We start from the raw sequence: 23,895 nt of genomic DNA on the forward strand, positions 1-23,895 counted from the left end.
CAGCTTTGGCGAGCCCGCATGGTCCGGGGCCGGAGCAACGGCTTTCGGACCTGCCTCCAACTTATGCCGGGACCTTCAATTGCCGAGGCTGGCGCTGCCCCTCATTGCCCTGCCGGGCATTTCTCCCCGTATAGTGACGGGGAGAAAGACGCCGGCCGCAACCTCGGCACCCACCTTGCAACGCTCGTAGTTGGCGAAATCGGCGATGGCAGCTCCCCTCTCCCCGTCCACCATACGGGGAGAGGATGCCGGCAGGCAGGTGAGGGGCGGCGCCAGCGTTCGAAAGGACGTTCAGGCAACTTGCGCGATCACCTTAGTGCCACGTCCGGGTGAGCACCCGAAAACAGCTCAATAGCCGGCTTTGATCTTCTCGAACTCGGCGATCATCTTCAGCTTGAGCTCGGAAGGCAGCGGCTGCTGGAACAGCGTCTTGTCGACCCACTTTTCCACATTGTCGTAGCCCTTTTCCTTGAGCACCGCCTGGTCGACGCCGGCCATGCCCTTGGCGTTGGCCTGGCCGTAGCCCCAATCCTTGACCAGCACCTTGGCGACTTCCGGATCGTTGACGGCGTTGAGATAATCATAGGCCTTGTCGACATTGCCGGGCGCGTCCTTGAACAGCACATAGCCGCACACCCAGGTCGAGATGCCCTCGTCGGTATCTTTCTTGGATTTGATCGGCACGCCCGCCGCGACCGACTGCACCGTGGCGTCGTTCCAGGCCCAGGCGAGGTCGACCTCGCCGCCGCTCAAGAGCTGCACGATGTCGGTGGTGTCGGTCCAGTACGAGCGCACGTTCTTGTGCACCTGGCGCAGGAAGTCGGATGCCTGCTTGAACTGCTCGTCCGTCATCTTCGTCCAGTCCTTGAGCCCGATGGCGAGGCTGGCCAGCGCATAGGCGTCGTCGACATTGTCGCCGATCGAGACCCTGCCCTTGTACTTCGGATCGGCGAAGGCCTTGAGCGACTGCACGTCGTTCTCGGCGATCTTGTCGGAATTGAAGGTGAGCTGCGTGTCGCCCCAGTCCCACGGCATGAACCAGGCCTTGCCGTCGGATGTCGTGGCGAGATCCTTCATCGCCATGATGCCGGGATTGAGATCCTTCCAGCCGGCGATCTTCGAGGTGTCGAGCGGCTGCAGCAGCCCCGCCTCGCGCCACTTCACCACGCTCTGCGAGCAGGGATGGCCGAGGTCGGACTTGAAGCCGGAGCGGATCTTTTCGAATGCCTCATCCTCGTCGCCGAAGAAGGCGAAGGTCGGTGAGTCGCCGTCCTTCTCGACATATTTCGGATGGAAGCTCGGATCCTCATAGCCGGACCAGTCGAACACGATCAGGTCCTTGTCGGCGGCGACGGCGAACGCCGCCGCCGAGGCCGCCAGCGCGCCGGTGAGCGCCAATGTCAATGTGAGGCGTCGGCTGAGTTTCTTCATGCTGTTCCATCCTCTTTTGGTCTTGCCGGTCTTGGCGGCCGGCTGCTGCTAACCGTAATGTTTCGGGAAGGCGGCCGCCAAAAAGGCGTTGGCCGCCTGCAGCGCCGTTTCGCGCGTGGTGTCCTCCGTCCCCATCATCAGCCGCAGCCACAGGCCTTCGAGCATGGCGCTGAGCGCCAGGGCCATGACCTGAGGCTCATAGGCGTAGCCGCCGCTTTGCTTCAGCGTCGCGCAGAGGTCGATGAAGACCTGCTGGTAGTAAGCGTCGCGCGAACTGCTCAGTGCCTGGTAGGTCGGCCGCGACTTGGCCTCGCCCCAGAAGGCGCACCAGGCGGCGAGCTTGCGCTTGTTGCAGATTGAGCGGTCGAAGTCGGCCCACACCAGCGCTTGCAACTGCCGGGCCGGATCGTCGCCGGCCTTCTGCAAGGCGGTGCGCCAATGCGCCGAATACTCGTCGTACATGTACTGCAGCGTGGCGACGAGCAGCTTTTCCTTGCTCTCGAAATGGAAGTTGACGATGCCGCGCGACAGCCCGGCGCCATCGGCGACATCGGCCATCGTCGTTTCCGCATAGCCGCGCTTGGCGAGTGAATCGATCGTCGCTTCGATCAGCTGGAGCTGCCTGACCTCTTTCGACGCCTTGCGCCCGCGCTTCTCGGCGTCTGCTTTTCGCGCCGGTTCAGGAGCGTTGTCCCTGGCCTCTACAGTCTTCATGGGTATGACGGTCTCCAGCATTGCCGGCTATCCAACCGGTTTCCAACCGCGCAGATGAGTGGGGCGGTGCTCCCCACTGTCAAGCACCTTCTGCATCGCCTCCCAGGTCCGGATGTTCTTGTCGACATAGGCCGCGCCGACCGCCGCCGCGGCTTGCGCGTAGAGCGGTCCCTTGAGCCGCGAAAGCTCTTCGCGCGCGACCTCGCGATACCATGGATTGCGGTCGCGCACCGTGATGTCGATGAAGCCGGCGCGGCGCATGGCTTCGGCATAGCGCGCCGGCGAGGCCATGGCGAAGGAGAGCCCTTCGGCCGCGATATAGGCCTTCATCTCGGGCGACGGCTCGCCGTCATGCGAGATCATCCAGTTCGATGCCGCAAACACCCCGCCAGGCTTCAGCACGCGAAAGATTTCGGCGAACAGCGCCTCCTTGTCCGGCACATGCAGCAGCGCGTCCTTGGAGAAGACCACGTCGAAGGAAGCGTCCGTGAAAGGCAGCGGCCCCGGCGGCGCCTGGACGAAGCTGATGCGGTCCTCGAGGCCTTGCCGGGCCGCCCCTCGCCTCGCCGCCTCGATCACCGGCCCTTCGACGTCGAAGCCGGTGGCTCGAGCCGCGCCGTGCCGCACCGCCAGATAGAGCGTGATGCCGCCGGCGCCGCAGCCGATATCGAGGATCGTCTTGCCCTCGAGCGACAGACCTTCGACCACGCGGTCGACTTCTGCCGGACCGCCCGGCGACAGGTAGCCGTCGCCCCAGAGCGCTCGAGGAAGCGTATGGCGGCATCGTCATATTCCGGCTCGGCATCAGCCGTTTCGATCATCGGATCTTTAGCCCCAAAAGCCGAAGTGGCCCTCTTTAGCTAAGCAGGGCCAGAATGCAGGCAAAGCCTAGCGCATCAATGGGAAAACGCAACACAATTTGTTGAACATTCATTCAAAATGGCTGGACAAAAAACTGTTAGCCGTGCCAAATTCGGGCAACCAGAGCCAAGATCACGCAAAAAAGAAGGCCGGCGAACGGAGGGTGAGCGCGCATGAAGACATGGGACGCGATCGTCATCGGCGGCGGCCACAACGGGCTGGTCAACGCCTGCTATCTGCAACGCGCCGGGCTCGACGTGCTGGTGGTGGAGAAGAACGACTGGGTCGGCGGCGCCGCCACCAGCCGCGAGCTGACGCCGGGCTTCCTCTACTCCAACTGCTCCTATGTCTGCTCGCTGTTCCGGCCCGAGATCATGCGCGACCTGGAACTGCCGCGCTTCGGCCTGCAGGTGATCTCCTACGAAGGCGGCGCGGTGTTCACGCGCGACGGCGACTACCTCGCCAACTACCGCGACCATGACGCGCACCGCCGCGAGTTCGCGCGCTTTTCCAAGCGCGACGCCGAGGCCTATGACCGCTATTCGCGCGACGTCACCAGGCAATGCCGCTTCATCCAGCCGCTGCTGATGCGCACCGCGCCCGACCCCACCAGCCTCAAACCGCGCGACCTTGGCGAGCTGCTTTATCTTGGCAAGAAATTCGCCGGCCTCTCGGCCGAGGAGATGGCGCTGACATTGCGCTTCTGGACGATGTCGATCTCGGACTTCCTCGACGAGTATTTCGAGACCGACGTCATCAAGGCGAACTTCGCGCTTTCAGGCATCATCGGCACCGCGCTCGGGCCGATGTCGCCCGGCACGGCCTACGTGCTGCTCCACCACTATATGGGCGAGGTCGACGGTTCGGTCGGCGCCTGGGGCTACGCGCGCGGCGGCATGGGCGCCGTCACCAAGGCGCTGGCCGCCTCCTTCAAAGCCTCGGGCGGCAGCATCCGCACCGGCGCCGCGGTCGATCGCGTGCTGATCAGGAACGGCAAGGCGAAGGGCGTCGTGCTCGCCGGCGGCGAGGAGGTCTACGGCAAGCTCGTCGTCTCCAATGCCGACGTCAAGCGCACCTTCCTGAAGCTGGTCGAGGAAAAGGAGCTGCCCGACATCTTCCTGCGCCGCGTCAGGAACTTCAAGATCCGCGGCTCGTCCGGCAAGGTCAACATCGCGCTGGATTCGCTGCCCGAGTTCCCGGCTCTGCCGAAGGACTCGCCGGTCTATCGCGCCGACATGCATTTCACCGATTCCATCGAGCGAATGGAGCGCGCCTATGACGACTGGAAGGCCGGACGCTGGTCGGCCGACCCCTTCCTCGACATGGTGATCCCGACCACGCTCGACCCGACCATGGCTCCGCCGGGAAAACATTTCATGAGCTGCTTCGTGCAGTACGCGCCGCCCAAGATCGACGGACGCGACTGGACCGATGCCGACCGCGATGGTTTTGCTGAAAGCGTGATTGCGCAGATCGCCGAATACTCACCCGGCTTCCGCGACCGCATCGTCCATATGGAAGTGCGCACGCCGCGCGAGATCGAGGCAGAGGTCGGCCTCACCGAAGGCAACATCTTTCAGGGCGAGCTCACCTTCGACCAGTTGCTCTTCAACCGCCCGGTGCCGGGCTACGCGCAATACCGCTCGCCCGTCGGCGGGCTCTATATGTGCGGCTCCTCCACCCATCCTGGCGGCGGCGTCATGGGCGCGCCCGGACGCAACGCCGCCGCCGAGATCCTGCGCGACCTCGCCAAGCCAACCCTCCATATGAGCCCGGCCCATGACGTCATCTGATCTGAACTGGGACGCCGTCGTCATCGGCGGCGGCCACACGGCCTTGTCGCCGCCGCCACGCTGGCGAAGTCGGGACGCAAGGTGCTGCTGCTCGAGGCCGGCAACGATGTCGGCGGCGCAGCGCGCACCGAGGAATTCGCGCCGGGTTTCCGCGTCTCCGCGGTCGCCCATCTGCTCAATCGCCTGCATCCCGATGTGGTGAGGACGCTGGAGCTGGAGCGGCATGGGCTGAAGGTCGAGCGCGGCGATTTCGTGCCGTCGGTCGCATTGTCTAAGGACGGTCCGCTGGTGCTGCACGGCGCCTATGGCGAGGTGCTGACGGGCGCAAGCCCTTCCGAACAGTCCGCCTGGAAGGCGCTGCGCGCGCAACTGCTGCGCTATGCCGGCGTGCTGAAACCGTTCCTGTCGCGCCGGCCGCCGGACCTTGCCGGCATGTCGCTCGCCGAAATGACCGGGCTCGGCCAGACCGCGCTGGCGCTGAAGAGGCTCGGCAAGGAAGACATGCGCGACTTCCTGCGCGTGCTTTTGATGAACGTCTATGACATGCTCGACGAGCAGCTTTCCGACGACAGGCTGAAGGGCCTGCTCGCCTTCGACGCGACGCTCGGTTCGCATCTCGGCCCCCGCTCGCCGACCTCGCTGCTCGGCCTCTACTACCGGCTGACCGGTGAGATCGGCGGCCTTGCCGGCGCGCAGATCCAGCCCAAAGGCGGTATGGGCGCCGTCGTCGCAGCGATCCGCGCCGCGGCGGAAAAGGCTGGTGTCTCGATCCGCCCGGCATCGCCGGTCGCCAAAGTCATCGTCGAGAAAGGCCGCGCCGTAAGCGTCGTCACGCAAGGCGGCGAGACGCTGCGGGCCAAGACGGTCGTTTCCGCCATCAACCCGGCGACCACGATCCTCGATCTGGTCGGCCCGCGCGAAGTCGATACCGGTTTCGTGCGCAAGGTGAAGAACATTCGCATGAAGGGCGATGCGGCGAAGCTCCATCTGGCGCTCGGCCGGCCGCCGCAATTCGCCGGCGTCGACGCCGCCTGCCACAAGGGCCGCCTCGTCATCGCCCCTTCGCCAGATCATGTCGAACGCGCCTTCAACCCGTCGAAATATGGCGAGTTCTCGCCCGAGCCGGTGATGGAGATCACCTTGCCCAGCCTCGTCGATCCATCGCTCGCGCCCGCCGGCGCCTGCGTGCTGTCGGCCGTTGTGCAATACGCGCCTTATGCGTTGAGAGAGGGCTGGACCGCCGGCAAGCCGCAATTCCTGAACGCGATCATGGCGCAGCTCGAAACCTATGCGCCGGGGGTCGGCGCGACGGTGCGCCACGCCGAGTTGCTGACTCCGGCCGACATCGAGGCGCGCTACCGCATGCCCGGCGGCCATTGGCACCATGGCGAGTTGCAGGCCGACCAGATGCTGATGTCGCGGCCGGTCTCCGGCTGGTCGGGCTACGACACGCCGCTCGAAGGACTGTTCATTGCCGGCGCCGGTTCGCATCCGGGCGGCGGCATCTCCGGCGCGCCCGGCCTCAACGCCGCGCGGCGCATCATCGCGATGGGGGGGCGGCCATGATTTCGCAAATCACCAAAGCCGAGTTCTACGGCGCCGTCATGAATCAGCATCCCGCCATCACGCCGCCGATCGACGCCCGCACCCTGGCACAATCCCACTTCCGCACGCTTCGGCCGGGCACGCCGTTCCAGCCGCGCATCGACGCGCTGGCGCTGACAAACGACTGGTATAACTGGGCCGGCTACCGCGCCCCGCATTCGCTGTGGGACGAGGAGCTCGAATATTTCGCCATCCGCAGCCAGGCGGCGCTGTTCGACATCTCGCCGATGACCAAATACCGGATCGAAGGCCCGGATGCCGAAGCCTATCTCGACCGGGTCACGCTGCGCGACGTGACCAGGCTCAAGCCCGGTCGCGTCCACTACACCGCCTGGTGCGACGACGAAGGGTTCGTGCTCGACGACGGCACGCTGTTCCGGCTCTCGTCGACACGCTTCCGGCTGTGCTCGCAGGAGCGGCATCTGCCCTGGCTTCTGGACAGCGCGATCGGCTACGAGGTGAGCGTCGAGGAAGAGACCGAAGCGGTCGCCGGCTTGGCGCTGCAAGGCCCGACCTCCTTCGCCATCCTGCGCGACGCCGGATTTGCCGGCGTCGAACGGCTGAAAATCTTCGACCTTGCCGAGTTCGCGCATGACGGCGGCCCCCAAGGAAACAGCCAAGTCACCATCTCGCGCACCGGCTTCACCGGTGACCTCGGCTACGAACTGTTCGTGCCGGCGGACAAGGCTCTGAGCCTGTGGGACCGGCTGATGGCGGCGGGCGAGCTGTGCGGCATCCGCGCCATCGGCTACACGGCGCTGAACCGCGCCCGGCTCGAAGCCGGGCTGATCGTCGCCAATGCCGATTTCACCACCGCCGAGCACGCCATCCGTGCCGACCGCCTGCGCATGCCGGACGAGATCGGCCTCGGCTTCATGATCGATCCCGAGAAGGGCCACTTCAACGGCCGCCGCGCCATCCTCGAGGCGAGGGCCGAGCGCAAGCTGCGCCACGTGCTGGTCGGGCTGGAGATCGAAGGCAACATTCCGGCCGAGCACGCCATCGTCTATTATCGTAAAAGCCAGGAGGTCGGACTGGTGAGCGCGGCGATGTGGTCGCCGATGGCCAAGCGCAACATCGCCATCGCCTCTTTGCGGCGGCCCTATGGCGACAGGATCGTCGACGACCTCTGGGTCGAGATCTACGCCATGCGCGAGCTGCAGTACCAGAAGCTGATGAAGCGGGCGAAGGTGGTGCCGCGGCCTTTCATCAAGCTCGACCGCCGCACCGCCAACCCGCCGGCGGATTTCTGACATGGCAAGCGAGCACCTGGACGCGGAGGCGGAAGCCGCCGAGCAGTGGCAGCTGGTCAACACACCGCTCGGCGAGATGTGGTCCGGCCGCACCCGCTATGCGGCGGCGATGTATTTCTTCAAGCGCGGCGAGATGAATGCCGAGACGCTGGAGGTCTACCGCATCTGCGCGAGGCTCGACCATGAAGACCCCTTACCGATCATCCGCGACCGCGGCGTCGGCAAGGAATGGCTGAAGCGTATCGGCGCTTAGGCTTCAATCGTCATTCTAGGGCGGAGCAAGGAGCGAAGCGACGCGGCGCAGACCCTAGAATCCATGCCGTGACTTGGAAGCGCTGCTACGGTGCAGAATTTTGCTCCGTTGCACTCCTTGGCGAAGGTAACGGCATGGATTCTAGGGTCTTCGCGACGGAGCTTCGCTCCTGCTTCGCCCTAGAATGACGACCTGAAAAGCGCTGGGCTCCGATCTTCTAAATCTGTGATCGTGCACTCACACGGAAGGCCTAGCCGATGGTCCTTTCCAGCACACTCAACCAGTTCCGATAAGCGATCTTCTCGATCAGCGCGCGCCCGAAGCCGCGCGCGGCGAGCGCGTCGATCAGCTTGGGCAGGCCGGCGACGTCGCCGATGACCGCCGGGATCATCGCGCCATCAAAGTCGGAGCCGAGCCCGACGCCGTCCTCGCCTAGCGCCTGCAAGAGCGAGTCGATATGGCGCACCATGATGTCGAGTCCGGTGTCGGCGTTCATGCGGCCGTCCTCGCGCAGGAAGCCGGTGGCGAAGTTCAGACCCACCATGCCGCCGGACTCGCGGATGGCGCCAAGCTGCCAGTCGGTCAGGTTGCGCGAATGGCCGCAGATCGCATGGACGTTGGAGTGTGTCGCGACCAGCGGCGCATCGCTCAGCGCCGCGACATCGCGAAAACCCTTCTCGTTGAGATGCGAGAGATCGATCATGATCCTGAGCTGGTTGCATGCCTTGACCAGCGCCTTGCCGGCGTCGGTCAGCCCCGGCCCGGTATCGGGCGACGAGGGAAAGCGGAACGGCACGCCATTGCCGAAAGCATTTGGACGGCTCCAGACGATGCCCAGCGAGCGCAGGCCGGCGGCATGAAGCACGTCAAGCATGGCAAGCTCGGGATCGATCGCCTCGACGCCCTCGATGTGGAAGACCGCCGCGATCGAACCCTTCGCCATCGCATCGCGCACGTCGCCGGCGCTGCGGCACACGCTCAGCGCGCCGGCGCGCTCCAGCCGGAACAGGATCGAGGCCATGCCGATGGTCGAGGTGATCGCCTCGGCACGCGGCAGTTCCGGCGGCAGGGGTTCATTGTCGCTCGGCGCCGGCGGCACGGCGCTGCGCTTGGTCTTTTCGATCGGCGGCGGGAAGATCGCGAACATGCCGCCGGCAAAGCCGCCCTTTTTGGCGCGCGGCAGGTCGATATGGCCGCCCGGCGTGCCCTCGATGAACAGCTTTTCGACATCCGCTTCCTTCGACTGGTAAAGCCGAAGCAGCGTGTCGTTGTGGCCGTCGAAAACGGGAATGAGGTCGGGTTCGGTCATCAGGCCATTCGCTTTTGAGGTGGCAGATCGGGGGGCGGGAGAATCCGCAGCTGATCTGTCTACTTAGGCAAGATGGCCGAACTGCGCAAATGCCAGTGGCGTGTTCGTAGTTGTGGCTGGGCAGCTCTTTTCCTTCTCCCCTTGTGGGAGAAGGTGGATCGGCGCGCAGCGCCGAGACGGTTGAGGGGTGTTCCAGCGGAGTGAGACGTTGGCTTTCCCTGGAACACCCCTCATCCGGCCGCTTCGCGGCCACCTTCTCCCACAAGGGGAGAAGGGAAGAACTCAACGCTTCAGCACATCCGCCCATTCCGGATGGCGGCGGAATTGGGCGTTGGCGAAGGGGCAGAGCGGGATGATCTTCTTGCCGGCGGCGCGCGCGTCCTCGACCGCGCGGGTGACGAGCCGAAGCCCGGCGCCCTGGCCGCGGAAGACATCCGGCACTTCGGTGTGGTCGATGATGAGCTGGTGCTCGCCGACCTTGGTGAAGGTCATCTCGGCCTCGGCGCCGCCGGGACCGCGCAGCACGTAGCGCCCCTTCGAGCCATGGTCTTCCAGTTCGATCTCGGGCAGTTGGTCAGCCATTGTTCTTGTCTCCTTCGGCGGCAGACGCGGATGCGAAGAGCCGCCGCGCCGCTTCGATTTCATTCGGCCGCACCTCGTGCCCGCCGTCGTGCCATTCCACTGTGACATCGGCCCCGTCGGCGCGCAAATAGGCTTCCAGCCGCGCCGTCAGGTTCGGCGGGCAGATCGGATCGCGCCTGCCGGCCGTGATCAGGATGTGGCGGCCGGCAAGGCTGCCCTGCACCTCCGGCTCGAACGGGATGAGCGGATGCATCAGCGCCGCGACCTCGAATAGGTCCGGCTCAGCGAACACCACCGAAGCCAGGATGTTGGCGCCGTTGGAATAGCCGAGCCCGAACACCGCCGAGGGTTTTTCCGCCTCGACATGCGCCTTGACGAAGCCCGCCATCTTGGCCGTCGCCCGCGCGAGATCGTTCATGTCGTAGACGCCCTCGCCGGTGCGGCGGAAGAAGCGGGCGGCGCCATGCTCGGACACGTCGCCGCGCGGCGAGATGATCGTCGCTGAAAGCAGAAGCTCGCGGCCGAAGGACAGGAGCTGGTTCTCGTCGGCTCCGGTTCCGTGGAAGACGAAGAGCAGCGGGCTGCCCGGCGCACCGGGCAGCACTTTGTGGATATAGGCGTCCTTGCTCATGGCGTCAGTCTTCCAGCTTCTGCAGGTGCTGTTCGAGATAGGGCCTCAGATGCTGATGCTGCGTCGGCAGCTTCAGCGCCTCGCCGAGATGCGCGGTGTCCTCGTCACGGTTGAAGCCCGGCTCGTTCGTGGAAACCTCGAACAGCACGCCGCCCGGCGTGCGGAAATAGATCGCCCAGAAGTAATCGCGATCGATGACCGGCGTCACCCCGTAGCCGGTGTCGACCAGCGCCTTGCGCACCTCAAGCTGCTTGGCGCGATCCTCGACCGCGAAGGCGACATGGTGGACCGAGCCGGCGCCGAGATTGGCGAAGCCGGCGCCGGGCAGCGATTCGATATCGACGACATCCGCGCCATTGCCGTTCTTGATCGCCAGTCGGCGGACGCTGCCGGATTTATCGACCTCCTCATAGCCCATGAACTTCAACAGCTCCTCGGTGGCGCCGCCGTCTTTCAATCTGAGCGCGACCGAGTGAAAGCCACGGATCGCTTCGTCACCGGGCACGCCGCCCTTGACCCAGGGCGCTCTGGTGTCGGCCCTGTCTTCGACGAGCGCAAAACTATCGCCGTCGGGACCAGTGAAGGTGAGCCGCTTCTCGCCGAAGCTTGTCGAGCGGGCAACACCGCTCACGCCTTCATCGGCAAAGCGTTTTTCCCAGTAACCAAGCGTGCCCTCGGGCACGGAAAAGACCGTGGTGCCGACCTCGCCGACCCCATGCCGGCCCTTGCCGATGTCGGGGAACGGGAAATAGGTCATCACCGAGCCAGGCGTGCCGAACTCGTCGGCGTAGTAGAGGTGATAGACGTCCGGCGCGTCGAAATTGACGGTTTTCTTGACCCGGCGCAGGCCGAGCTTCCTCGTGAAGAATTCATTGTTGCGGCGCGCATCGCTCGCCATCGAGGTGACGTGATGCAGGCCCTTGATCTGATTGAGCATGATCATGCTCCTTCCCTATCCTTGCTGCGGCCCTCGCCGCTGTCCACGCCAATATGAGGATAGGCCTGACGACGGGAAAGCACGCAAACACAGAATGGACTGTGTCATAAAAGTGAACGAGCATAGAATTTACGTTCACCAATTGACGAAACTGACTTGGTCTTGCAACGCTGGCGAAATTCGGCTCCATGAGCGGCGCGCCTTCTTGAGGAGAAGACTTTGGACAACCGATTGAGCCGCCCGAATGTTCTCCTCATCACTTGCGACCAGTGGCGTGGCGATTGCCTGTCGGCGGCCGGCCATCCGGTGGTGAAAACGCCGAATGCCGACGCGCTGGCCGCCGAGGGTGTGCTATTCCGGCGCCACTTTGGCGGGGCCGCGCCCTGCTCTCCGGCGCGTGCCTGCCTCTATACCGGCCTCTACCAGATGAACAACCGCGTCTGCCGCAACGGCTCACCGCTCGACGCCCGCCACGGCAACATCGCACTTTCGGCGCGCGCGGCGGGCTACGACCCGACGCTGTTCGGCTACACCGATGTGGCGCCTGATCCACGCCGGCTCTCGGCCGGCGATCCGCGGCTGCGCAGCTATGAGGATGTGCTGCCCGGCTTCACCGTGCGGCAGGCGCTGCCCGAGCACCAGAAGCAGTGGCTGTCCTGGCTGCAAGCGCAAGGCATCGACGCCAGCGCGGGCAGCCCTGACATCCATCGTCCGGCAGTCGGGCCAGGCAAGGTCGGTGGCGACGTGACCAACGCGCCGCCGGTCTATTCGAAAGACCAGACGCCCACCGCATTTCTCGCCGGCGAGTTCATCCGCTGGCTTGGGGAGCAGGAGCAGGTCGTGCCATGGTTCGCCCACATCTCCTTCATCAGCCCGCACCCGCCTTTCATCGTGCCGGAGCCCTACAACACCCTGTACGACCCGGCCGACGGCCCCGCTTTCCAGCGCGCCGCAAACTGGCAGGCCGAGGTCGAAAGCCATCCCTATCTCGCTTACGATCTTGGCCTGCAGAAGCGGACAAAATTCGTTCCGGGCATCGAGGGCAAGGTGCCGGACTGGAGCGAGCAAAACTTCCGACGCATCCGCGCGATCTATTACGGCATGATCTCCGAGCTCGACGCCCAGCTCGGCCGCATCTGGCAGGCGCTGAAGGCGGCGGGCGCCTGGGACGACACCGTGATCGTGCTCACCTCCGACCACGCCGAGATGATGGGCGACCATTTCATGCTGGGCAAAGGCGGCTTCTTCGACGCCAGCTACCACATTCCGCTGATCATCCGCGATCCCAGCCGCGGAACAACTGCCGGCGCATCGGTTGACCGCTTCACCGAAGCCGTCGACATCTATGCGACTTTGCTCGACCTGATCGGCTCCGCACCGCAGCCACATCTCGACGGCAGATCGCTGGCACCCTGGCTCGACGGTGACCAGCCAGGCGACTGGCGCGACGCCGCGCATTGGGAGTTCGATTTCCGCTCGGTCGCCGAGGGCGAAGCTGAGCATCATTTCGGCGTCGGCTCGCGCGACTGCAACCTGGCAGTCATTCGCACGGAGGATTTCAAATATGTCCATTTCGGCGGCGGCCTGCCGCCACTGCTGTTCGATCTCGCGAAGGATCCGGGAGAACTGAGCAATGTCGCGCGCGACACCGCCTATCTGCCGGTGCGACTGGAATTTGCCGAAAAGCTGCTCGCCTGGCGCGCCAGGCATCTCGACCAGTCACTGGCGCTGGCGGAGCTGACGGAGGACGGCGTGGCCGGCTATGTCGCTAGGAAATAGGCAGTAGGGGTTGGGAAGCTCGTTCCCGAACATATGCCCTACTGCCCACTGCCTACTCCCCTACTCCCTACTGCCTTACTTCAGAATCATCCGCTGCTGGTCGCGCTTCTCGGCATAGGTGCCTTTGTCATAGGCCGCCTGCGCCTGCAGCTGTTCCTTGGTGAAGTTGGTGTAGAGGTACTTCTTGCCGTCCTTGTCGGTCATGAATTTGAGCTTGTCCATGCCGACCGCCACTTCCTTGGCGCCAATGCCGAGGAAGCCGCCAACGTCGACGATCACGGCGTCCGGCTTGTTGTCCTTCAGCACGACATCGCCGATTGTGCCGATCTTGGCGTCGCTGGCGCCATAGACGGTGGCGCCCTTCAGATCGTCGCCCCGGATATTGTCCATCGGCATTTCGGTCAGCGTCGATTTGTCGATCGAAGCTGTCTGCGTCGTGTCGGTGGCGGACGTGCCGGAGTCCGCAGGCTTGGTCTCGGTGGTCGCCTGCGCAGTTTGGGCTGGCTTAGCCTCCTTGCCGGCCGTGGTGTCGGACGACGCCACAGCGGGCGTTGTGGTAGGTGGCGTCTCGTTCGACGCAGCAGTGCTTGTCGAGGCCGGCGCCGGATCGTAAGCCTTGCGGTTGAAGTCCGGTTGAGCCTGCAGCTGCTCCTTGGTGGTCTCGGCCACCAGCCAGCGATCGCCGTTCTTTTCCGCCCACTTTGCCTTGGCGAAGTCATAGGTGACGCTCTTTTCACCGATGCCAAGGAACCCACCAACGCCAATGACGAGCGACTCTGCCTTGCCGTCCTTGGCAAGCACGATGTCGTTCACGTCGCCGATCTTCTGGGCGTCGTCGGCGGTGCCATTGTAGACAGACTCGCCCATGATATTGGTGGCGAGATTGCCGTCGGCCTTCTTCACCGGTTCAGCCGGCTGAGCGGGCGCCTGCGCCGTTCCAGTGGTTGCAGGCTGAGTAGCATCCGCCGGCTGCGCCGGGGCTGGATCGTAAGGCTTGCGGTCGAACGCAGGCTGAGCATTCAGCTCGTCCTTGGTCGTCTTGGCCACCAGCCAGCGGTCACCGTTCTTCTCGGCCCATTCCATCTTGCTGTAGTCGAAGGCAACGTCCTTCGTGCCGACGCCAAGGAATCCGCCGACGCCGATGATTGCCGACGTGGCCTTGCCGCTTGCGTCGAAGACGACGTCGTCGATCTTGCCGATATCCTGGGCGTCCTTGCCGGTGCCGTTATAGACGGATTCCCCGATGATGTTGGTCATCAGGGCGCCGTCCGCGCGGATCACGGGAGCGGGGTTTTCGGCGGCAGGCGGCTGTGCCGGCGTTGCCGTCTGGGCGAAGGCCCCGGTTGCAACCAGTGTTGCAAGCGCGGTCGTCGCAAAAAGAGTGCGGATCATGATCGTATCTCCTCCTGTCTAATTTCGTGCACGCCGCATCCGCGACCGGCCTCTTCAAGAGCAGGTCGGGCGCGGCCCTATTCCACAGCTTCACAACGTCGTGAGCGGGGGGATGTTCCAACCACGTGGACGTTGCTCAACCAGCGATTGCCGCCGCGCGCGGAACCTTTCCGCGGCCCTTCCGTTTCAGCCTGCGGCCGGGGCTCGTTTCCGGCCCAAGAATGGAAGAGACGGAGCGGGACATGCGGTTTGCTGCGGTGCTGAACAAGGACGGCGGCACGCTGCGCACGACCGATATTTCAGCCTTTGCCGACCGCCTGCGCCAGACGCTGGAAGCGGCAGGCCATTCGGTTGAGGTCGACATCGTTGACGGCCGCGTAATCGCCGCTGCTCTGGAAAAAGCCGTAGCGAAGCGCAGTGTCGACGTCGTGATCGCCGGAGGCGGCGACGGCACGATTTCTACGGCGGCAACCCTTCTCATGAACAAGAAAAAGGCCTTGGCCATACTGCCGGCCGGCACGATGAATCTCTTCGCGCGCGGCCTTGGCATCCCGCAGACGCTGGATGCGGCGCTGAAATCCTTTGCCGAGGGCGAGGTGACGGCCGTCGACATGGCAAGCGCCAACGGCCAGCCCTTCGTGCATCAGTTTTCCATCGGCATGCATGCCAGCATGGTTCAGCTTCGAGAGAGCATGAATTTTGGGTCACGGCTGGGAAAGATGCAGGCTTCCGTTCGCGCCGGATGGGCGACGATCAAGAGCCCGCACACCCTCAAAGTGACCTTGACCATCGGCAAGGCCGAGATCGTCACCCGCACCACCGGCATCGGTATCAGCAACAACCTCTTCGGCGAGGGCCATCTGCCCTACGCGGACAATCCGGCCGGGGGTGTGCTTGGCATCTATGTCAGCGTCGCCCGTCGCCGTCACCATCTGGTGAAACTGCTCCTCGCGATGTTGCGCGGCCGGCTGCGCGACAGCGAACATGTCGAAATCCATCAGGCCGACAGGGCCGTCCTGAAGATCCATTCGCCGACGAAGAAGTTCAGGGCGGTCATGGACGGCGAGTTGGTCAAGCTGGAGCGCGAGACGGTGATCGAGATTCATCCCGGCGCGTTGAACGTATTGGTTCCGGCAAGCGACGCGCAGGCAAAGGCGGCGTGATGGGTCAGCCGCCTTGCGTGGGTTTCTGCCCAGTTGCCGGCCCAGTTGCCGGCGCCTGAGGCACGGTCTGTTCACTGGTCGCCTGGCTCTTGATCATCTCGCCATAGATCTCGACCGCGGCCCAGGCAATGAAGGCCAACAACAGCCCGGCGATGAGGATCCTGAGCGCGTGCCAGCCCCAATGCCCCTGGCGGGCTTTGTCTTCAGGAATGATCTTGGTCATATTGGCCTCCGTGTTGCGTGGCGGCGGGCGCTTCGGTCACGGCATGGTCGGGTAACGGGCCCTTTCCGCGAAGGTTCCGTTGCCGACGGCGCGGTTCGGCAGCGATCGGGCTTGCCGCGGGGCGTTGCGCATGGAGGATAGAGGATAGCAAGTCAGCCAAGTTGACGGCCGATATCAGCCGCTTCGTCGGGGATGCGGGGCGGCCTGCCTACGGCTTTACGTCGGAATCCGGATCCTCGGGCCCGGGCTTCACATTCTCGCGGTAGATGGCATAAGCGACGAGCGCGAGCGCGGGCGCCAGAACGGCGCCCAGGCCGCCCTTGCTCTTCGCAAGCGCCGGAAGCAACGCAAGCGCCGCTGTAACGCCGACCGCCGTCATGTCGGCCTTGCGCCGGCGCGCCCGCCGCCGCGCGCGCCTGCCGGTGGTCAACTTGTGGATCGCAAGGATGAGCCCGGCGATCACCAGGAAGCCGATGCCGAAGCCGAGGCTGACCGCCAACGCCCCGTAGCGCGCCGCCAGCCAGATATAGGCCGCACCGACGAGGAAGCCGGCGCCGGACAGGGCGAAAATACCGGCAAGCCCATAGAGGATTGCCGTCGTCCGCGTTCTTTGCAACGCGGCCATCGCCTCGCCGGAAGCAAGGCCCGAAATCAGCGAAACCAGCGTCCCCATCTGCGGGCTAGCGGCGCGAAAGAAGCGCGAACAGGAAGCCGACGCCCGCCGCGATCGCCAGCGACGTCACCGGTCTTTCGCGAACGCTGGCTATGAGCTGTGCCTCGATATCCTGAGCACCGCCGCGCACGCTTTCGAACGCAGCCTCGCCCTGGGCACGCAACTGCTCGACGCCTTCGCTGGCCGCGCGGCGCGCCGCTCCGTAACCATGCTCTCCGGTCTTGGCGAGTTGCTTGGTGAGCTTTTCGATGTCGGCTTTCAACTGCTGGATGTCGGCCTCGAGATCGGCCGTGGTCGGTGCATCTGTCGAGGATTTGCCTGCGGCGGTCGCCATCGTCTAACTCCTTGCGTTTGCTTCGGTTTCAACGCCCGATCGGTACCAAGGTTCCGATCCTGTGGGCTCAATTTCCCCCATCAGGCTGCCCTGCAGGCCAATGAGATCGCCAGGCATGGAATGGATTTGCCGCCGCCCGTCAGGCAATAGCTTGTAACGGAACGCCCAACCCGAAAGGATCGTGTAGAGATGCGCGCTGTGGCTGCCTTCGACCAACACGGTGCGCCCCTGTCGACGGCGAGTTCCCCTTTCTTGAAGGTGCTGACGAACAGAAGTTCTTGTTTTTCGAACGTGCGAAAGGCCGGCAAAGGTCGCAGCGGACACTTGTCGCAAGAATGTTGGCGGGTTGTAACAGAACGGGCGCTCTGGCCGGACATTTCGACCCCTCTTCGAAATCCCTGCCCCGATCGGGCGGATAGAAACGCTTCACGCGGATGGAGGTTCCGCGATCACGAAGCTGCACACCCGGTCATGTCTTTTTTAAATGACAGAGCGCCAAATACCGCGCATGACTGCGGCCCATTGTAGGAGTCGCCGACACGTGCCCCCATTGCTTGACGGATTGCGTATCCTGATCCTGGAAGATGAAGTCCTGATCGCAATGGATGTCGAGCAGCTGTGCCGCGACCAGGGCGCCGCCGACGTCACGATTGTCGACGATCTAGCCGAGATCGACCGGCGGGATGGGCTGTCGTGGTTCGACGCCGCCATCGTCGACCTGATGCTTGGCGGCACCTCGACGCTCGACTTCGCCGCACGATTGCGCAACGCCGGCATTCCGTTCGTCTTTGCCTCCGGTCATTCCGACTCGGAAGAGATCGAGGGCTCCTTTCCGGAAATCCAGCTGGTCGCAAAACCGTACTCGGGAGACGATCTGATCGAGGCCGTGGCGACGGCCTGCGGGCGCGCCAAAGCGGCTTGACGAAGTCGCGGCCTGAGAAGAAACCGGACGTCGGAGTCAGGCCGCGTTTGAGCCGGTCACCTGCGCGGAAATCGCGTCAGGGCCGTATTCGTCCTCACCGGAAATCTTGAGGATATCCTGCAGCCTGGCGCGCGCCCGGCTGACTCGGCTCTTGATCGTGCCGACCGCGCAGCCGCAAATCTCGGCCGCCTCTTCGTAAGAGAAGCCGGACGCGCCGATCAGGATGATGGCTTCGCGCTGATCCTCGGGCAGTTGTTCCAGCGCGCCGCGAAAATCCTTGAGGTCGAGCTGGCCATGCTGGGCAGGGTGAACGGCGAGCCTGGCGGTCATGATGCCGTCGCTGTCCTGCACCTCGCGGCCGCGCTTGCGCATCTGGGAATAGAATTCGTTGCGCAGGATGGTGAACAGCCAGGCCTTGAGGTTGGTGCCCGGCTGAAAGCTCTCGTGCTTGTCCCACGCCTTGACCAGGGTTTCCTGGACGAGGTCATCGGCCTTGTCGGCATTCTGCGTCAGCGACACCGCAAAGGCGCGCAGGCTCGGTATGGCACCGAGCAACTCGGTCTTGAAGCTCTGGGAGACCGCCGCCATGCCTCAGTCCTTTTTCTCGGCGGGCTCGGCCTTTTCCAGCTGGCTCAGCAACTGAGCGAATCGATCCGGCACCTGATCGGAGACCAGCTCGTCGTAATATTGCTTGAGTTTGCGGGCGATTTCGGAGTTTGGTCCGAGTGGATTGCCACCCCCATTCCGGTGCCTGCCCGAGGCGCCAGTCGTTGGATTCTTTGACATTTCTTTCATATTTGCCCTAATTCCCAGCACTCGAACCGCTCTAGAACCACAAAACCATAACGCAAGCGGCACCCTTGTCTGGGTTGCCCATCCCGAAAGCCCGAAACGTCCGTTTCCTAATTTAGTTCCATGCGCGGCGGAACTTTTTCGGAAAGGCGACGTTGATTTGTCGGGGTTTGCGACCCGTATGGTCTAATGAAATGCAACAACGTCATCTGAGGGAGACGTCAAATATGAGCCTGTCCGCAACCATCGCTCCTCACCTGCCGTTCCTTCGCCGTTTCTCGCGCGCCGTCTCGGGATCGCAGGAAAGCGGTGACGCATTGGTCGCCGCCATGCTGGAGGCCATCATCGCCGACACCGAAGTCTTCCCCAAGGCATCGAGCGACCGGATCGCATTGTACAAGGTTTTTGCCAGGCTTTTCACCTCGATTGCCATCCGCGTGCCTCAAGAGAATGCGCAGACCGCTTGGGAACAGCGAGCAGCCGCCAATCTGAATGCGATCGCGCCGCGGCCGCGGCAGGCGTTCCTGCTGGTCGCCGTGGAAGGCTTCAGCGAGGACGAGGCGGCGGAAATCCTCGATGCCGACGAACAGGAATTCTCCGAATTGCTTGCCCAGGCAAGCAGCGAGATTTCCCGCCAGGTCGCGACCGATGTGCTGATCATCGAGGACGAGCCGCTGATTGCCATGGACATCGAGGAGATGGTCGAAAGCCTTGGCCACCGCGTTGTCGGCACCGCGCGCACCCACGCCGAAGCGGTGGCCATGTTCGGCAGGACGCGTCCGAAAATGGTCCTGGCCGACATCCAGCTCGCCGACGGCAGCTCGGGCATCGAGGCTGTGAACGAGATCCTGTCCTCGACGCCGGTGCCGGTGATCTTCATCACCGCCTTCCCCGAACGCCTGCTGACCGGCGAGCGCCCGGAACCGGCGTTTCTGGTGACCAAGCCGTTCAATCCCGATATGGTCAAGGCTCTGATCAGCCAGGCGCTCTTCTTCGACCGCCAGGCAAAGGCCGCAGCCTGACCGCACCAAGGTCCGACGACCGAGGTTTCATGCGAGGCCCCGCCTGGCATGAAGCCGTGCGAAGCCCGATCCGTGAAAGCGCTTCAGGGGGATCGTCTTTTTCCGTAAATGGTGGAACAAACGGCATCTAGCCACGTTTTTCAAGACGTTAGAAGGAGACGTATCATGCTGTACTGGGCGCTCGTTTTTCTTGTGGTTGCGATCATCGCCGGCGCGCTTGGGTTCGGCGGCATTGCCGGCACATCGGCTGGCATCGCGCAGATATTGTTCTTCATCTTCCTCGCCTTCCTGGTGATTTCGCTCATCGCCGGCCTCTTTAGACGAGCCTGAGGCGTGGAGCGTCGAACACTGGAAGCCGCACCCCTCAAACGGTTTCCAGCCACCGCCGGGCGGTGTCCCCAAAGGACGTCGTCCGGCGGACCGTTTTTGAGGCTGCGCGCAGCCTCGGCACGTCAAGGCCGAAGCAGCCGTCTGTCGTAAAGCCGGTCAGCCTGGATGCGGGAAGTATTGGATGCGTTCCAAGGCATCAGAGAAGGACGATACGGACAAGCGCGGCGACGAGGTGATCGCGATGCATCCGGCGGAGAGCGGGATGCAGCTGGGACGCGCGCTGCTCCACGCGCTTCACAATGCCGGAATTTCAGTCCTCTATCAGGACCGCGACATGAAGACCGTTTGGGCCCGCAACATGCGCGCGCCCTGGGCGGCCGAGACGGCCGACGGCAAGGATTTGCTCTCCCCCGCACAAGCCGAGCGCATCAGCGCAGCCAAACGCAGGGCGGTTGAAACCGGCAACGCGGACCGTCTCGAGCTCGGCATTCCCGGGAGTGACGGCGTGCGCTGGTTCCAGATTTGGGTCGATGCCGATCATGGCGATACCGGTGAGGTCCAGGGCGTCGTCACCACCATGGTCGAGACGACGGAGCAGAAGCGCCGCGAACAGACGCTGAAGACGCTGCTGCGGGAGGTCAGCCATCGCTCGAAGAACCTTCTGGCCATCATCCAGAGCATCGCCACACAGACCGGGCGCTACTCGGAGACGCTTGGCGACTTCCTGACGCGTTTTCGCGGCCGCATTCAGTCGCTCGCCTCGTCTCAGGATCTGGTGACATCCTCCAACTGGCGGGGAGCAGCACTTCAAGAGCTCGTATCTGGCCAGGTCGGCCGCTACAGCGCCGACCCGCGCCGCAGTTTGCGTTTCGATGGCGAAAACCCTTACCTCAACCCAAACGCCGCCCTGCATGTCGGGCTGGCCATGCATGAGCTCGCCGTGAATTCGGTGAGTTATGGTGCCCTGTCGCGGCCTGACGGCCATGTCGAGGTAAGCGCCAAGATCGCATCCGGCAGCGGGGCCTCGCCCGGCCTTTTGCTGGTATGGACGGAGAGGATCGGCGCCGGCCGGCGCAACAAAAAGCGCTTTGGCAGCGTCGCTCTGGAACGCGTCGTGCCGACGTCGCTGAACGGCTCCGCCAGCCTCGAGATCGACGAGAGTCGTCTCGAATATCGCCTCACGATCCCGCGCGGCAATTTCGAGATGGAATGACCGCCACGCCGCGGGCCACGGACATTCGCCGGCAAGGCCCTTAACCGGCTGTTCACCATAAAGTCCGATTCTGTATTCCCGGCGAAGGTGCGCCGGAACGCCCAGCCGCGCCCAGTCACGCACGATTTGGCACGCGATTCGGGAGGACTAAAATGATGATTGCCGACATGAACAGGTTGGAGCAGGCCGCGCGCGTCTCGATGAGCGGCTTCCAGGACGCCGAGGCGCCGCCCTCGCCCCGCTCCTCGCATCTTTCGCTTCGCCTCGGCGCCGTCGCGCTCCTCGCTGCCCTGGCTCTGGCGGCGGCGTGGCAGTTGACCTGATTCGGCAACCGTCCCGATTTCAAGGCAACCGCACAGTCGCCGAGGGCTCCTGGGATGGCGCGTCATGTCTGCGGCAAGAAACTTTGGGCGGCAAATATGTCCAACGGCGCGCGCCCCGAAAAAGACTCTCTTCAGCAACAATAAGATCGGGCAGGCAAAGCCCGTTTTTTCGTGCTAAATGGCGGACGGCACTGCCGAAAGTGAGGACAAAAGTGAGGAGCAATTTTATGCGGAAGATGATCATTGCCATGGTTGCCGTGGTCGCTGTCAGCGGCTGCACCACGACCGAGCAGGATGTGGTCGGCGGCGGCCTGATCGGCGCCGGTGTGGGCGGCTTGGTCGGCGGCGGCAAGGGCGCGCTGATCGGTGCGGCTGTCGGCGCCGGATCCGGCCTGCTGGTCCGCAACCTGCGCAATGGCTATTGCCAGTATCGTGATCATCGCGGCCGGATCTACACCGCCCGCTGCAACTGATCCCCCGACAGAGCAATCCCAGGAAAAGTGTGTAACGGTTTTTCCGTCCGGAATTGCTTAGTCCGGTGAGAATGTCGATCTGGAGGCCGGCCCGCCGGCCTCCATTTCTTGTGTTTGAACGGCCGGTCGCTCGCTAGAGCAATTCCAGGAAAAGTGTGCAACGGTTTTCTGTCCGGAATTGCGTAAAAACAAATAGTTAGAGCAGTTCGGCGTTTCCGTGAAACGGTGAACTGCTCTGAACGGATTCGATCCGTTCACCCTGTCAGCGGAATCCTTATTTCCACCTTCAGGCCGTCGGCCTGAAAATCGCGCCTGATCGTGCCGCGCAATTCCCGTGTGACATTGAGATCGATCAGCTTGGTGCCGAAACCGGTCTTTGCCGGTGCTTCCAGTCTTTCCTGCCCTGTCTCGCGCCATTCGAGCACCAGCGTCCGCTCGCGGCCGCGCGCTTCAACCGCCCAGCTGACTTTCAACGCACCAACAGAATTGCCGGCCTCGCCGTATTTCAGCGCATTGGTGGCAAGCTCGTGGAAGGTCAGGCCGAGCGCCTGCGTCGTCGTCTCGTCGAGCAGCACCTCCGGCCCCGACAATATGCCTTCGGGAAGCTCCTTGCCGAACACCTGCCCGAGCTCGATGCGCAGGAGATCGCCAAGGTCCGCCTTCTGCCAGCGCGAGCGTGTCAGCATGTCCTGTGAAGCCGCCATCGCCTGCAGCCGCGCCGAGAACGATGCCGAGAATTCCTTCACGTCGGTGGCGTGGGAGGCAGTCTGCCGCGCGATCGCCAGCACCCTGGTGATCGAATTCTTGATGCGGTGCTTCATCTCCTGCAGGATCAGATCCTTTTCCAGCAGGCTCTTCTCCGTCGCTTCATGCAGCAGCGACTTCGCCTCATAGGCGCGCTCCTGATAACGGGCCACCAGGGCGATCGCCCCGGCCAGCAGCAGGCCGAACAGCCCGAGCATCACCGGAATGGCGCGCGAGGAAGGCAGCGAAAAAGCGCTCGTCGGCCGAAACAGAACAGTCCAAGGTCGGCCGGCCACGACGATATCCCGGCGCGCCACGAGCTTCGTACCCAGGGAATCGGCCGGCGGCGCCTCCGAGCGGAACAGGAGATTGTCGGCACCCGGCTTGCCGTCATAGATCTCGACATTGACCGGCAGCAACGGTGCCTTGCTGAGCGCCACCTGGAACAAATCGCGCGCGCGGAAGGCGGCATAGAGAAAGCCTGCGGTCGAGGAGCGGCTGGCATTGATGACGTCCGGGGCCGTTTCCACGTTCAGCCGCACGAAAACCAGGAATCCGGGGAAGGTCTGCGTCGCGCCGGCGCCCTCGCCGAGTTGGATAAGGCCGCTGGCATGCTGCTGGTCGTCGGCCATGGCCTTCTCGATCGCCGCCCGCCGCACCGGTTCGCTGAACATATCGAAGCCGATGATCGACTGGCTGGAGGTATCGAGCGGCTCGAAAAGCACGATGGGCGTGCGCCACGGCTGCTGCGTCGTGGCCGGGTAGATCGGATGCGCTGAACCGTGATCGTGCAGGATGTCGCGCTCGACCGCGGCCACGTCGCCGGTCTTGGCCAGCCTCAGGAAGCCGATGCCGCGCAGGCCGGCGAAATTGTCGTCGATATCGAGCGCCGTGAAGAAGGCGTTGAACTCGCCGCGCGCGATATCGCCGTTGCGGGCATCGAACAGCGCCTGCGTCGAGCGCAACAGCGACAGATGCAGGTCGATGCGGCTCTCGATGCGGTTGAGCGCATCGTCGGCCGTTCCCTCGAACTTGATGCGCGCCGCTTCCTGGGTCGCGAAATAGGCGAACCCCGCCATCGTCAGGCTGATCAGCGAGACGGCAATGAATGCGACGATCGGAAAGAGTTTTTTCAATGTTGGA

The 23,895-nt window shown here is 63.8% G+C and carries 25 protein-coding genes and 2 pseudogenes; 12 read left to right on the plus strand and 15 right to left on the minus strand.

Going from position 1 to position 23,895, the window contains the following annotated elements:
• Positions 1-348: 348 nt before the first annotated feature.
• The 3 genes from ABID26_RS26985 to ABID26_RS26995 are packed head-to-tail and all read right to left on the minus strand — an operon-like array spanning position 349 to position 2,853.
• Positions 349-1,431: an ABC transporter substrate-binding protein gene (locus ABID26_RS26985; protein ID WP_292340788.1), complete on the minus strand. Its 1,083-nt coding sequence runs from the start codon at positions 1,429-1,431 to the stop codon at positions 349-351.
• 48 nt (positions 1,432-1,479) lie between these two features.
• Positions 1,480-2,166, minus strand: coding sequence for a transcriptional regulator BetI (gene betI / locus ABID26_RS26990; protein ID WP_435528612.1), 687 nt, complete (start codon positions 2,164-2,166; stop codon positions 1,480-1,482).
• 6 nt (positions 2,167-2,172) lie between these two features.
• The gene (locus ABID26_RS26995) at positions 2,173-2,853 is read right to left on the minus strand and encodes a class I SAM-dependent methyltransferase (protein WP_354417057.1); all 681 of its coding nucleotides are present in this window, start codon (positions 2,851-2,853) and stop codon (positions 2,173-2,175) included.
• 326 nt (positions 2,854-3,179) lie between these two features.
• Here ABID26_RS26995 and ABID26_RS27000 point away from each other — a divergent pair, with 326 nt between their 5' ends.
• The 4 genes and pseudogenes from ABID26_RS27000 (at position 3,180) to ABID26_RS27015 (ending at position 7,910) form a co-directional block, all read left to right on the plus strand.
• The gene (locus tag ABID26_RS27000) at positions 3,180-4,799 is read left to right on the plus strand and encodes a phytoene desaturase family protein (RefSeq protein ID WP_292343977.1); all 1,620 of its coding nucleotides are present in this window, start codon (positions 3,180-3,182) and stop codon (positions 4,797-4,799) included.
• Positions 4,786-6,365, plus strand: a pseudogene (locus tag ABID26_RS27005) (phytoene desaturase family protein). The gene ABID26_RS27000 and the pseudogene ABID26_RS27005 overlap by 14 nt, the downstream one beginning before the upstream one ends.
• A 38-nt stretch (positions 6,366-6,403) precedes the next feature.
• Positions 6,404-7,657, plus strand: a complete 1,254-nt coding sequence (locus ABID26_RS27010) for an aminomethyltransferase family protein (RefSeq protein ID WP_292344025.1) — start codon at positions 6,404-6,406, stop codon at positions 7,655-7,657.
• Position 7,658: 1 nt separating this feature from the next.
• Positions 7,659-7,910: a hypothetical protein gene (locus ABID26_RS27015; RefSeq protein WP_126097575.1), complete on the plus strand. Its 252-nt coding sequence runs from the start codon at positions 7,659-7,661 to the stop codon at positions 7,908-7,910.
• 250 nt (positions 7,911-8,160) lie between these two features.
• Here ABID26_RS27015 and ABID26_RS27020 read toward each other — a convergent pair whose 3' ends face one another.
• From ABID26_RS27020 to ABID26_RS27035, 4 genes are all read right to left on the minus strand, one after another.
• Positions 8,161-9,219: a dipeptidase gene (locus ABID26_RS27020; protein WP_292372917.1), complete on the minus strand. Its 1,059-nt coding sequence runs from the start codon at positions 9,217-9,219 to the stop codon at positions 8,161-8,163.
• Between the two features lie 282 nt (positions 9,220-9,501).
• The gene (locus ABID26_RS27025) at positions 9,502-9,801 is read right to left on the minus strand and encodes a GNAT family N-acetyltransferase (RefSeq protein WP_126097573.1); all 300 of its coding nucleotides are present in this window, start codon (positions 9,799-9,801) and stop codon (positions 9,502-9,504) included.
• Positions 9,794-10,432: an alpha/beta hydrolase gene (locus tag ABID26_RS27030; protein WP_126097572.1), complete on the minus strand. Its 639-nt coding sequence runs from the start codon at positions 10,430-10,432 to the stop codon at positions 9,794-9,796. The genes ABID26_RS27025 and ABID26_RS27030 overlap by 8 nt, the downstream gene beginning before the upstream one ends.
• Positions 10,433-10,436: 4 nt before the next feature.
• Positions 10,437-11,369 (minus strand): VOC family protein, encoded by a 933-nt coding sequence (locus ABID26_RS27035; RefSeq protein ID WP_126097571.1) that lies wholly within the window; start codon positions 11,367-11,369, stop codon positions 10,437-10,439.
• A 231-nt stretch (positions 11,370-11,600) separates the two neighbouring features.
• Here ABID26_RS27035 and ABID26_RS27040 point away from each other — a divergent pair, with 231 nt between their 5' ends.
• Positions 11,601-13,148: an alkaline phosphatase family protein gene (locus ABID26_RS27040; RefSeq protein WP_354417060.1), complete on the plus strand. Its 1,548-nt coding sequence runs from the start codon at positions 11,601-11,603 to the stop codon at positions 13,146-13,148.
• A gap of 75 nt (positions 13,149-13,223) precedes the next feature.
• Here ABID26_RS27040 and ABID26_RS27045 read toward each other — a convergent pair whose 3' ends face one another.
• Positions 13,224-14,540, minus strand: coding sequence for a PRC-barrel domain-containing protein (locus ABID26_RS27045; RefSeq protein WP_126097569.1), 1,317 nt, complete (start codon positions 14,538-14,540; stop codon positions 13,224-13,226).
• 242 nt (positions 14,541-14,782) lie between these two features.
• Between ABID26_RS27045 and ABID26_RS27050 the strand changes: the two genes are divergently transcribed.
• A complete protein-coding gene (locus ABID26_RS27050) occupies positions 14,783-15,703 on the plus strand; it encodes a diacylglycerol/lipid kinase family protein (RefSeq protein ID WP_126097568.1) in 921 nt (306 codons plus the stop codon).
• A 4-nt stretch (positions 15,704-15,707) separates the two neighbouring features.
• Here the strand turns inward: ABID26_RS27050 and ABID26_RS27055 are convergent, their stop codons facing one another.
• The 4 genes and pseudogenes from ABID26_RS27055 to ABID26_RS27070 all read right to left on the minus strand — a co-directional run.
• On the minus strand, positions 15,708-15,926 hold the full coding sequence (locus tag ABID26_RS27055; protein WP_126097567.1) for a hypothetical protein: 219 nt from the start codon (positions 15,924-15,926) through the stop codon (positions 15,708-15,710).
• A 208-nt stretch (positions 15,927-16,134) separates the two neighbouring features.
• Positions 16,135-16,599, minus strand: coding sequence for a hypothetical protein (locus tag ABID26_RS27060; RefSeq protein ID WP_126097566.1), 465 nt, complete (start codon positions 16,597-16,599; stop codon positions 16,135-16,137).
• Positions 16,600-16,606: 7 nt separating this feature from the next.
• Positions 16,607-16,933 (minus strand): ElaB/YgaM/YqjD family protein, encoded by a 327-nt coding sequence (locus ABID26_RS27065; protein WP_126097565.1) that lies wholly within the window; start codon positions 16,931-16,933, stop codon positions 16,607-16,609.
• 66 nt (positions 16,934-16,999) lie between these two features.
• Positions 17,000-17,310: pseudogene (locus ABID26_RS27070) on the minus strand (cyclic nucleotide-binding domain-containing protein); the annotation flags it as partial.
• Positions 17,311-17,474: 164 nt separating this feature from the next.
• On the opposite strand from ABID26_RS27070, the gene ABID26_RS27075 reads away from it, so the two are divergent.
• Entirely contained in the window at positions 17,475-17,855 is a 381-nt protein-coding gene (locus ABID26_RS27075) for a response regulator (protein ID WP_245460181.1), read from the plus strand.
• Between the two features lie 36 nt (positions 17,856-17,891).
• On the opposite strand, the gene ABID26_RS27080 is transcribed toward ABID26_RS27075, so the two are convergent.
• Together ABID26_RS27080 and ABID26_RS27085 are read right to left on the minus strand one after the other, a co-directional pair.
• Complete coding sequence (locus tag ABID26_RS27080) at positions 17,892-18,443, minus strand: RNA polymerase sigma factor (protein ID WP_040973662.1); 552 nt, start codon at positions 18,441-18,443, stop codon at positions 17,892-17,894.
• 3 nt (positions 18,444-18,446) lie between these two features.
• Positions 18,447-18,650, minus strand: a complete 204-nt coding sequence (locus tag ABID26_RS27085; protein ID WP_126097563.1) for a NepR family anti-sigma factor — start codon at positions 18,648-18,650, stop codon at positions 18,447-18,449.
• A gap of 224 nt (positions 18,651-18,874) precedes the next feature.
• Here ABID26_RS27085 and ABID26_RS27090 point away from each other — a divergent pair, with 224 nt between their 5' ends.
• The 5 genes from ABID26_RS27090 to ABID26_RS27110 all read left to right on the plus strand — a co-directional run bounded on the left by ABID26_RS27090 (position 18,875) and on the right by ABID26_RS27110 (position 22,008).
• Complete coding sequence (locus ABID26_RS27090; protein WP_126097562.1) at positions 18,875-19,669, plus strand: response regulator; 795 nt, start codon at positions 18,875-18,877, stop codon at positions 19,667-19,669.
• A 165-nt stretch (positions 19,670-19,834) separates the two neighbouring features.
• Positions 19,835-19,999 carry a DUF1328 domain-containing protein gene (locus ABID26_RS27095; protein ID WP_018429836.1) on the plus strand — a complete coding sequence of 55 codons (165 nt, stop codon included), beginning with the start codon at positions 19,835-19,837 and terminating at the stop codon, positions 19,997-19,999.
• Between the two features lie 181 nt (positions 20,000-20,180).
• Positions 20,181-21,212, plus strand: a complete 1,032-nt coding sequence (locus tag ABID26_RS27100; protein ID WP_126097561.1) for a sensor histidine kinase — start codon at positions 20,181-20,183, stop codon at positions 21,210-21,212.
• Positions 21,213-21,364: 152 nt separating this feature from the next.
• Complete coding sequence (locus ABID26_RS27105) at positions 21,365-21,535, plus strand: hypothetical protein (RefSeq protein WP_189521431.1); 171 nt, start codon at positions 21,365-21,367, stop codon at positions 21,533-21,535.
• Between the two features lie 227 nt (positions 21,536-21,762).
• Positions 21,763-22,008 (plus strand): YMGG-like glycine zipper-containing protein, encoded by a 246-nt coding sequence (locus ABID26_RS27110; RefSeq protein WP_027166589.1) that lies wholly within the window; start codon positions 21,763-21,765, stop codon positions 22,006-22,008.
• 254 nt (positions 22,009-22,262) lie between these two features.
• Here ABID26_RS27110 and ABID26_RS27115 read toward each other — a convergent pair whose 3' ends face one another.
• Positions 22,263-23,888 (minus strand): CHASE domain-containing protein, encoded by a 1,626-nt coding sequence (locus ABID26_RS27115; protein ID WP_126097560.1) that lies wholly within the window; start codon positions 23,886-23,888, stop codon positions 22,263-22,265.
• Between the last annotated feature and the right edge of the window lie 7 nt (positions 23,889-23,895).

This window comes from Mesorhizobium shonense (genome assembly GCF_040545255.1).
Classification (GTDB): Bacteria; Pseudomonadota; Alphaproteobacteria; order Rhizobiales; family Rhizobiaceae; genus Mesorhizobium; species Mesorhizobium shonense.

Coding starts and splice junctions, on each gene's coding strand:
- ABID26_RS26985 (WP_292340788.1), bottom strand. CDS start 1,431: ATGAAGAAACTCAGCCGACGCCTCACATTGACATTGGCGCTCACCGGC.
- betI (WP_435528612.1), bottom strand. CDS start 2,166: ATGCTGGAGACCGTCATACCCATGAAGACTGTAGAGGCCAGGGACAAC.
- ABID26_RS27000 (WP_292343977.1), top strand. CDS start 3,180: ATGAAGACATGGGACGCGATCGTCATCGGCGGCGGCCACAACGGGCTG.
- ABID26_RS27010 (WP_292344025.1), top strand. CDS start 6,404: ATGAATCAGCATCCCGCCATCACGCCGCCGATCGACGCCCGCACCCTG.
- ABID26_RS27015 (WP_126097575.1), top strand. CDS start 7,659: ATGGCAAGCGAGCACCTGGACGCGGAGGCGGAAGCCGCCGAGCAGTGG.
- ABID26_RS27020 (WP_292372917.1), bottom strand. CDS start 9,219: ATGACCGAACCCGACCTCATTCCCGTTTTCGACGGCCACAACGACACG.
- ABID26_RS27025 (WP_126097573.1), bottom strand. CDS start 9,801: ATGGCTGACCAACTGCCCGAGATCGAACTGGAAGACCATGGCTCGAAG.
- ABID26_RS27030 (WP_126097572.1), bottom strand. CDS start 10,432: ATGAGCAAGGACGCCTATATCCACAAAGTGCTGCCCGGTGCGCCGGGC.
- ABID26_RS27035 (WP_126097571.1), bottom strand. CDS start 11,369: ATGCTCAATCAGATCAAGGGCCTGCATCACGTCACCTCGATGGCGAGC.
- ABID26_RS27045 (WP_126097569.1), bottom strand. CDS start 14,540: ATGATCCGCACTCTTTTTGCGACGACCGCGCTTGCAACACTGGTTGCA.
- ABID26_RS27050 (WP_126097568.1), top strand. CDS start 14,783: ATGCGGTTTGCTGCGGTGCTGAACAAGGACGGCGGCACGCTGCGCACG.
- ABID26_RS27055 (WP_126097567.1), bottom strand. CDS start 15,926: ATGACCAAGATCATTCCTGAAGACAAAGCCCGCCAGGGGCATTGGGGC.
- ABID26_RS27060 (WP_126097566.1), bottom strand. CDS start 16,599: ATGGGGACGCTGGTTTCGCTGATTTCGGGCCTTGCTTCCGGCGAGGCG.
- ABID26_RS27065 (WP_126097565.1), bottom strand. CDS start 16,933: ATGGCGACCGCCGCAGGCAAATCCTCGACAGATGCACCGACCACGGCC.
- ABID26_RS27080 (WP_040973662.1), bottom strand. CDS start 18,443: ATGGCGGCGGTCTCCCAGAGCTTCAAGACCGAGTTGCTCGGTGCCATA.
- ABID26_RS27085 (WP_126097563.1), bottom strand. CDS start 18,650: ATGAAAGAAATGTCAAAGAATCCAACGACTGGCGCCTCGGGCAGGCAC.
- ABID26_RS27090 (WP_126097562.1), top strand. CDS start 18,875: ATGAGCCTGTCCGCAACCATCGCTCCTCACCTGCCGTTCCTTCGCCGT.
- ABID26_RS27095 (WP_018429836.1), top strand. CDS start 19,835: ATGCTGTACTGGGCGCTCGTTTTTCTTGTGGTTGCGATCATCGCCGGC.
- ABID26_RS27100 (WP_126097561.1), top strand. CDS start 20,181: ATGCGTTCCAAGGCATCAGAGAAGGACGATACGGACAAGCGCGGCGAC.
- ABID26_RS27105 (WP_189521431.1), top strand. CDS start 21,365: ATGATGATTGCCGACATGAACAGGTTGGAGCAGGCCGCGCGCGTCTCG.
- ABID26_RS27110 (WP_027166589.1), top strand. CDS start 21,763: ATGCGGAAGATGATCATTGCCATGGTTGCCGTGGTCGCTGTCAGCGGC.